Annotated in this window: 8 protein-coding genes; 1 reads left to right on the top strand and 7 read right to left on the bottom strand. The window is 63.7% G+C overall.

Annotated elements, in window-relative coordinates:
- The 6 genes from ABJF10_RS27200 to ABJF10_RS27175 all read right to left on the bottom strand — a co-directional run.
- A partial coding sequence (locus ABJF10_RS27200; protein WP_348547770.1) for a nucleotidyltransferase domain-containing protein occupies positions 1-530 on the bottom strand: 530 nt, incomplete at its 3' end.
- A gap of 52 nt (positions 531-582) precedes the next feature.
- Positions 583-1,980 (bottom strand): sigma-54 dependent transcriptional regulator, encoded by a 1,398-nt coding sequence (locus ABJF10_RS27195; RefSeq protein WP_348547769.1) that lies wholly within the window; start codon positions 1,978-1,980, stop codon positions 583-585.
- 2 nt (positions 1,981-1,982) lie between these two features.
- Complete coding sequence (locus ABJF10_RS27190) at positions 1,983-2,690, bottom strand: hypothetical protein (RefSeq protein ID WP_348547768.1); 708 nt, start codon at positions 2,688-2,690, stop codon at positions 1,983-1,985.
- Complete coding sequence (locus ABJF10_RS27185) at positions 2,690-4,234, bottom strand: glucose-6-phosphate isomerase (RefSeq protein ID WP_348547767.1); 1,545 nt, start codon at positions 4,232-4,234, stop codon at positions 2,690-2,692. The genes ABJF10_RS27190 and ABJF10_RS27185 overlap by 1 nt, the downstream gene beginning before the upstream one ends.
- Before the next feature lie 51 nt (positions 4,235-4,285).
- Complete coding sequence (locus ABJF10_RS27180) at positions 4,286-5,323, bottom strand: hypothetical protein (RefSeq protein WP_348547766.1); 1,038 nt, start codon at positions 5,321-5,323, stop codon at positions 4,286-4,288.
- Positions 5,320-5,646 (bottom strand): hypothetical protein, encoded by a 327-nt coding sequence (locus ABJF10_RS27175; RefSeq protein ID WP_348547765.1) that lies wholly within the window; start codon positions 5,644-5,646, stop codon positions 5,320-5,322. The genes ABJF10_RS27180 and ABJF10_RS27175 overlap by 4 nt, the downstream gene beginning before the upstream one ends.
- Positions 5,647-5,994: 348 nt before the next feature.
- On the opposite strand from ABJF10_RS27175, the gene ABJF10_RS27170 reads away from it, so the two are divergent.
- Positions 5,995-6,525 (top strand): hypothetical protein, encoded by a 531-nt coding sequence (locus ABJF10_RS27170; protein ID WP_348547764.1) that lies wholly within the window; start codon positions 5,995-5,997, stop codon positions 6,523-6,525.
- Between the two features lie 433 nt (positions 6,526-6,958).
- Here ABJF10_RS27170 and ABJF10_RS27165 read toward each other — a convergent pair whose 3' ends face one another.
- Positions 6,959-7,693, bottom strand: coding sequence for a DUF2071 domain-containing protein (locus ABJF10_RS27165; protein ID WP_348547763.1), 735 nt, complete (start codon positions 7,691-7,693; stop codon positions 6,959-6,961).
- Between the last annotated feature and the right edge of the window lie 163 nt (positions 7,694-7,856).

Raw genomic sequence — 7,856 nt, 5'->3', positions numbered from 1 at the left:
ATGAAACGCGCCTCGAGCAAGGCCGTCTTGGAGAGCATGTCTTCGTTGGCGTGCTTGATGGAATCGGAAATGGAACGCGTGGAGTGCCCCACCTTGAAGCCCACATCCCAAAGCATGTAGAGGATGTGCTGGACGATGTCGTTGAGGCGCGGGTCGAGCGTCTTCGTCCCATCATCGTGGAGAAACATGATGTCCACGTCGCTGAACGGATTGAGCTCGCCGCGTCCGTAGCCCCCGAGAGCGACCAGCGCGAGTTTCGGCAGCGGCTTGCCGCCCTCCCCGTCCTCGATGCCGGCCTCGAGCAGGTGCCGCAGCACGATGTCCACGAGACTGGCCCGCTGCGCGCAGATCTCCCGGCCGCCGCCGCCGCTGTAGTGCTTCAGCCGGATGCGATGGTTCTCGATCTTGAGGAATTTCTTATAAAGCGAGAGCAGGTCGGCCGCGTTGAGCTCCCCTTGGGAACGGAGCTGTTGCTCGGCGTGCGCGAGGACCTTTTCGCGGTGACGGAGAGTAATCAGCGGCGGAGACATCGGGCGAAATCGCGAGAAATTGCCGTCAAAGCCCCGCGGGCACAAGAAACAATCATTTCAAATTGATGCCGTGGTGCTTCATTTTACTGTAAAGCGTTGGCCGGTGAATGCCCAGGATAGTGGCGGCCTTTTTCTTGTTCCCGTGGGCCTGGGCCAGGGCCTGGAGGATGGCCTGCTTCTCCTGGTCCTCGAGATTCAGAGACGCGGCGCCGGTGGCATTTTTCGCCTCGTGCAGGGCCATGGGGAGCTGGATTTCACGCGGCAATTCCTTGAGAGTGATCAGGGCTTGGTCAGCCAGCACGACGCTGTACTCGATGGCGTTCTGCAGTTCCCGGACATTGCCCGGCCAGTCGTAATTCTGCAGGCGGTCGAAGGCCTCCGGCGCAATGGTTGGCTCCGGCTTCCCCAGTTGCTTCGCGAAGCGGCTGACGAAGACCGACACCAGCGCGGGAATATCGTCCCGGCGCTCGCGCAGGGGCGGGATCTCGATCTGGAAGGTGTTCAGCCGGTAGTAGAGATCCTGCCGGAGGACCCCGCTGCGCACGGCTTCCGCGGCGGGACGGTTCGTCGCCGCGATGAGGCGGAAGTTCGCGGCAATCGTCTTGGTGCTGCCCAGGCGGCGAAATTCACGCTCCTGCAGGACCCGCAGGAAACGCGTCTGCAATTCCAAGGGCATCTCGGCGATCTCGTCGAGGAACAGCGTGCCGTCGGACGCCTCGGAGATCATGCCGGGGAAATCCGCCACGGCTCCGGTGAAGGCGCCCTTGGTGTAGCCAAACAATTCGCCCTCGATCATGTTAGCCGGAAAGGCCGCGCAATTGAGCTTCACCATCGGCCCATCCGCGCGCCGGCTCAGGCGGTGGACTTGATTGGCCAGGACCTCCTTGCCAACGCCGCTTTCGCCGAGCAACAGGACGTTGGCGTCGGTCGGGGCAAAGCGCTCAATCAGGTCGCGCACATTGCGCATGGAGCGGCTCTGGGCGACGGGGGCAAGCTGGCGCTCCGCAAGGTCGAGGCGGCGGGTGAGTTTCTGCTTTTCCTCGCGCAGCGTTTCGGTCTCCTTCACGAGCTGGCGCTGTTCCAGGGCACGGGTGATGAGGCTGAGCAGTTCCTCGACCGCGTAGGGTTTGCTGATGAAATGAAAGGCTCCCTGCTTGATCGACTCGACCGCGTTGCTCAGGGAGTCGTTGGCCGTAAGGATGATCACCGGCATCTGCGGGAATTCGCCCTTGATCTCGCGCAACACGTCGAGCCCATCCGCATCCGGCAGGCCGAGGTCGAGCAGCACCAAATCCGGCCGGGATTTGCGGATGAGAGCGAGGCCCGCCGAGGCCGTGTGCGCGAGCTGTGGCGCATAGCCGTGACGCGTGAGCAGCGCCTCGAGCGTGAGCAAGACAGGCCGCTCATCGTCGACCACGACGATTTTATGGCTGACCGGGGGAGTGCCCATCCTCAGCGTGCGGCCAGCGGCAGAGTCAGGCGGGTCGTCAGCCGCTCCGCCGCCTGGTCGAAAGTAGCCGCGACCGTACCGTCGTGAACCGCGAACACCTGGCGCGCGTAAAAAAGGCCCATGCCGAAACCACTGCGCCGGGTCGAGACCAGCGGTTCGCAGCCCCAGCCATCCGGCGGGGAGGGCACGGCGGCCTTGCTCTCGCGCAACTCGATCACCAGCTTTCCCTTTTCGGAACTTACCTCCGCCTCGATCGGTCGCTGTCCCTCGCGAAAATGGAAGGCATTCTTGAAGAACTCGGCGAGCCCGCGGAACAACATCTCGATGTCCACCGCGATCGGCTCGTCGCCGAGTTTCACCGTCCACTGGATTTCCGGCGCCTGCTCTGGCAGCATCTTCGCGAAGCGCGCCTGAAAGTCCTCGATGAAAATGGCCGCCGAATAGGTGACGAGGCTCGGTTCCGCCAGCCAGAAGCTGGCGGAAAAGGCCTGCAACATTTTCGCCGCATCGGTCACCATGCCCCGCAGACGCTTGATCTCCGGGACCGCTTGCGGATCCGTCACGATTTCCTGCAAATACGCCGCTTGCAGGTCGACGTTATTCAGGCCGTTGCGGACATCATGCGTCAGTTGCCGCACCAGTCCCGTGACCCGCGGAAATGGGACCGCAATGGTATCGATGGAATTTTTCGTCTGCGTAGGTTTCGACATCAGGCCAGTTGGAAGGTGTCGGCGCCGATGGCCTCGCCGGTTTGCTTCCGCACACGGCTATCGTTGGCGGCAAGGTGATTGAGTGCATGAAAAACCGCCTCGGCGTCTTCGCCCAGCGCGGTCGCAATCTGGCTCGCACTCTGCGGGGTGGCGGAAAGCGAACCGCGGACGCCAGCCAGGGTCTTCAGCACGCCGGCCGCGGCCTTCTTGCCGGCTTCCACGCCGGGCTGATGGTAGGCGTTGATATTGACCAGCGAGGCGTAGAAGCCGACGGCCCGGTCGTAGAGCGCGATGAGCGCGCCGACCTGGAACGGCGTGACCTCGGGAATGCTGATCGTCAGCGAATCGCGACCACCTTCGTAGAGCGCCGCCCGGGTACCGCGCAGGAATCCCTGGAGGAAATCGCCGGAGTTGAACCCCGGCTCGACCTCGATGGATTCACCGGCGCGGTCTTTGCGGACCTCGATGAAAGTAGCGAAGAAATTGGCCACGCCATCGCGGAGCTGCTGGACGTAAGCATGCTGGTCGGTCGAACCCTTGTTGCCGTACACGGCGATGCCTTGGTGAACTTCCTTCCCATCGAGATCGTGCGCCTTGCCGAGCGATTCCATGACGAGCTGCTGGAGATATTTCGAATAGAGCGCGAGCCGGTCCTTGTAGGGCAGGACGACCATGTCTTTCTCCCCTCGCCCGTTGCCCGCGAAGTGCCACATGAGCGCGAGCAACATGGCGGGATTCTTCAAGGTCTCGGTCCCGCGCGTCCAGGCATCCATCGCCCCGGCGCCGTCGAGGAGCGATTGCATGTCGAGCCCTTGCAGCCAGAGCGGCACGAGGCCGACGGCGCTCATGATCGAGGTGCGCCCGCCGACCCAATCCCACATCGGGAAACGCGCCAGCCAGCCGGCTTTCTCCGCAATCTTGTCGAGCGCTGAGCCGACGCCCGTCACCGCCACCGCATTGCGGGCGAAATTCACGCCGGCCTTGGCGAAAGCGGCCTCGGCTTCGAGCATGCCGTTGCGCGTCTCGGGCGTGCCGCCGGATTTCGAGATGACGACGACGAGCGTGTGCTCGATGCGGTGTTGCAGGCTCGTGAGCGTGCGGTCGATGCCGTTGGGATCCGTGTTGTCGAAGAAATGCAGGCGCAGCCGGTCGTCATCGGTGCCGAGAGCATCGCTGACGAACTGCGGGCCGAGCGCCGAGCCGCCGATGCCGACGACGAGCACGTCGGTGAAGCGTCCGCTGGCATAGACCTTGGCGACGAAATCGCGGATCGACGAATTGCAATTCTCGATCTCGGCTTTCAACTCCGCCGTGGGCGCGAGTTGCGGGGCGCGCAGCCAGTAGTGGCCGACCATGCGGTTTTCGTCCGGATTCGCGATCGCGCCGGCCTCGAGGGCCTTCATGCTCACGAAAGCCTTCTGCGCGAGCGGCTCCATCCTGGCCAGAAAATCATCGCCAAAACGCATGCGGCTGATGTCGAGCGAGAAGCCGAGCGTGTCGTTACGGAGGAGATATTTCTGATAGCGATCCCAAAGAGAACTCATAGCGAAGGATGCGAACAAATTGGCGGGGGTGTGTCGAGTGCCGACCGAATCTCAGCCGGCGAAGCGCGGCCCGCGGCGGCGCGCGGTCCACCCCAGCAGAGCCACCGCCGCGATGGCCACGGCGGCCAGGGTCGTGGACAGATCGAGGCGCAAGGGGATGACGAGTCCACCCAAGGCAACCGTCAGTCCCAGCCCATAGGCAGAGGCGCGCGCCGCCGAGGTGCCGAAGGAGCGGTGCAAGATCACAATGGAAGCCGGAATGGTGGACTGCAGCAAGGCGACGCCGGCGCAAAGTCCCACCACGGATTGCCGGGCGAATTCCAGCAGGAGGCACGAGACGAGGAGCGTGATACTGACGTGGCGGACGGTGGGCCAGCGGGAGATCATCCAGCCGCCGAGCACTTTACCGCCGGCGGCGGCAGCGGCGAGGGCGAAGAGGACGTGGCCATCGGCCGACCGCGCGATTTGCACGAGATCCCACAGCGCCGAGCGCAAAGTGAGGGCGAGCAGGATGAGCAGCATCAGGCCGTCGTGGGCGTCGACACCCGGCGCGGCGACGCGACGCTCCGCGGTTTCCTCGCGCGGCCATTGCCCACGCAGGAAGAGGCCTCCCGCGAGCAGCGCCGCGGGGAGCAGAGCCGCCCACGGGGCCAGTTCGCCTTGCGTATTCCCCAGCCAGCCGCCGAGCGTGAGACCGAGGATGCCCGGTGCGGAAAACCAGCCGAGCGCGCGCTCACCGCGCGGCAATTGCAGCGCGATCGCGCCGCCCGCGACATGACAAAAGGCCGACGCCGCCCCGGAGAGGATGACCGCGAGCCCCGGGGTAATATTCCACGCCTGCACCGCCACAATCATCATCGCCAGCGCTCCGAACAGCCAGGTGTGCTGCCGTCGCGAGCGATCCATGATCCAGGCCACCGGCAATTGCCCGGCGAAAGCCAGCGCCGCGTAAATCGCCAACCAGGGCAACCGGTCCCACGCGGAGGCCTCCGGCATTCCGCCACCGAGCATCCAGCCCGCGATGAAATCATTCACCCCGTGGCTGGCAGCCAGCAGGGCGAGGAGAGAAAAGCGCAAGGCAGGTTTCATGACACGGGCGCCAGCCAGGATAGCAGCGGAGTGCCCAGCAACCAACTGGTGAGATTCATGGCCAGCGAGATCCCCAGCGCGCGCCCGGGAGGCCAGCGCCAGAACCACGCCAGGATCGCCGCTTCCACCAGGACAATCGCCGCTTCCAGCAGCGGCACCGGAGCCGGCCACAGTGCGAGCACGCCCATGGCCGCACCCCAACTGGCTCCATTCAAGCACAGACAAAAAAGCCCCGTGGCGCGAAATCCCAAACCGGAAAGCCACGCCAGCAGCGGCCACTCCAGCAGGACCGTGAGGACGAAGGCGAGCGCCGGCTGGAACATGAGGTGCGTGAGCCGCGACCTACGAATGCGGCGCGACGGAGCCGGAAGGGCGCCGCTTGCGCAGCAACAACAAGACTCCCACCGCAACGAGCGCCAGGACAAGATACGGCAAGGGACTCACCGGCGGCGCGTGATGGGGCGACGGCGGAGGTGGAGGCGGCTGGATGACGATATCGGCAAGAGGTGACCTGAGAGAAAAGAGCGTCATAGGTTTCGATGAAGAAAAACTCGCGTGCATCCTGCCCACAATTCCTCCTGGTGTCGATCTTGCGTAGCGCGCATCCTCAGCCGATGTCATTTGACGCCGCGCGCCCAATTTCACATCATGGCTCCGGAACTTCATCCGGCATGAAACAGATCTACTTCGCCGCGTTTCTCCTTTGCTCCGCGCTCGTCCCAGTCCGGGCCGACATTCTCCGTCGCCCTCTCCCCGACATCTACCGCGCCTACCCCAGCGAGCTCATCGTCAGCAACCTGTCGGCGTTCCCCAAAGTCAAATTCAGCATGGGTATCGGCGATCTCCCGCGCGAGCCGCTCGAGGAAAACAAGACTTATGTATTCAAGGCGTCCACCCGGCTCTTCGTGGCGGATGCCGACCACAAGGCCCGCGAGTGGGCGACGGTGGAATACCACCGATCCAAAAACGAACTCGTGAAGATCCTCGTCAAGAAAGTGAGCTACGGCAAAGGGGGGATCAAAGTCAGCTACGACGTCGACGCGGGGCCCATACCCCCGCACCAGCCATCCCTCCCGTCCACCGCGGGTGCCTGGTCGCCGTTCGTGCTCTCCGGCCTGGGCTGCTGCGGGCTAGTGCTGCTCGCCCCGCGCGTCCGCCGCAAAGCCGCTCCAGACAATCCGTCCCCACCGCCCGGCGCTTGACTGGCTAAATGCCATGGCCTGGCATTACGAACGCCTTGCACAATAGGCACTGGGATGGCCATCCAGGAAAAATTCGGACCTTGACCAGCCTTGACCGGGCTTGACCAGGCTTGACCAGCCTCAGTTTTACTCTGGTCGACCTCAGGCCAATCAAGGCAGCCAGGGGTAGCTGATTCCCGTGTGAAGATCGACGCTTAATGCAACTCGATTGCATCAGACCAACCCCATTTTGATGTGTCAAAGAACCGCATTCCCTCCCCCTTCCGAATGTTTCCAACTCCGTCGGCTTCCCTACTCCCACTTTCGAGCGAGTACAGTAGCACCAAGGCCATAAAAAGTCAAGATAAAAATGGCGGACAGGCAGGCGACACCCCGCGAGCGTCCCCTCCTCGCGTGTCATCGTGGAGGGGAGTCGAACTTATTTCACAGTCGTTCAGCTACGACCGGTTCCCAGCCGCACCCCGCGCCGCACGGTGATCGGCGATCCCTCGGCGAGAAACGCCGAAACGGGAATGCCCGCCAGCGGCTGCGCGAAGTCCGCGCCGTAGAGGGCGGCCGCATCGCAATCGAGCCGCGCCTTTTTCGCCGTCCAGGACCGCCAGCGCGGATGCTCCACCTGATACTCGGCCGTGCTCCCGTCGCGCAACCGTGTGTAGCCCCAATAATGCTCGAAGATGAACTCCTCGGCGCTCCCCTCGCCGATCGGCGCGGGCTCGCCTTCGCACTCCGCGCTTATGGAGTTCCAGCGACCGCCGAAACGCCACGCATATTCGCAATGGCCCGGCGCAACCGTATGCCGCATCGGGCAGGCCAGGTAAGGCTCGTTGTAGAGCACCCGGGCCACCGTCGCGATGGCCAGGCGCGGCACGATCTCACGGACAAAGGTGACCCCGCGCCGCCATCCTTCGGGCGTCTCGCGCCGCACATAGAAACGCAGGTTCACTTCCTCGAAATCCTGGTGAAAGGGAACCGGCACCCCCAGCACTTTGGTGTGCAGAAACAAAAAGCCGACCATGCTGACCAGCGCTTCCCCCTGCCACAGGTCCAGTTCCACGCCATGCGGCACGAGGGGCCGCAGCACGGCGGGGTCGACGACGTAGTTCAGCATCAGCAACGACCGCCATTCGGCAGTGAGAAAGACGCGGGGCGGAGGCAAGGTCGCGGGCATGAAAAAAGGGGCACTGGAAGGCTACAAGATTCAGCGCTTTAAGGGCGCAAAAAATACCCGAGAAATTTGTTGCCGCCCCCGGACTCGGGCTCTACTGTGCGCGCCTCCTTTGAGGAGTCTTAGCTCAATTGGTTAGAGCGCCGCCCTGTCACGGCGGAGGTTG

It is taken from the genome of Chthoniobacter sp., assembly GCF_040003245.1.
Taxonomy (GTDB): domain Bacteria; phylum Verrucomicrobiota; class Verrucomicrobiia; order Chthoniobacterales; family Chthoniobacteraceae; genus Chthoniobacter.
This window is presented reverse-complemented; position numbering and strand designations above follow the sequence as displayed.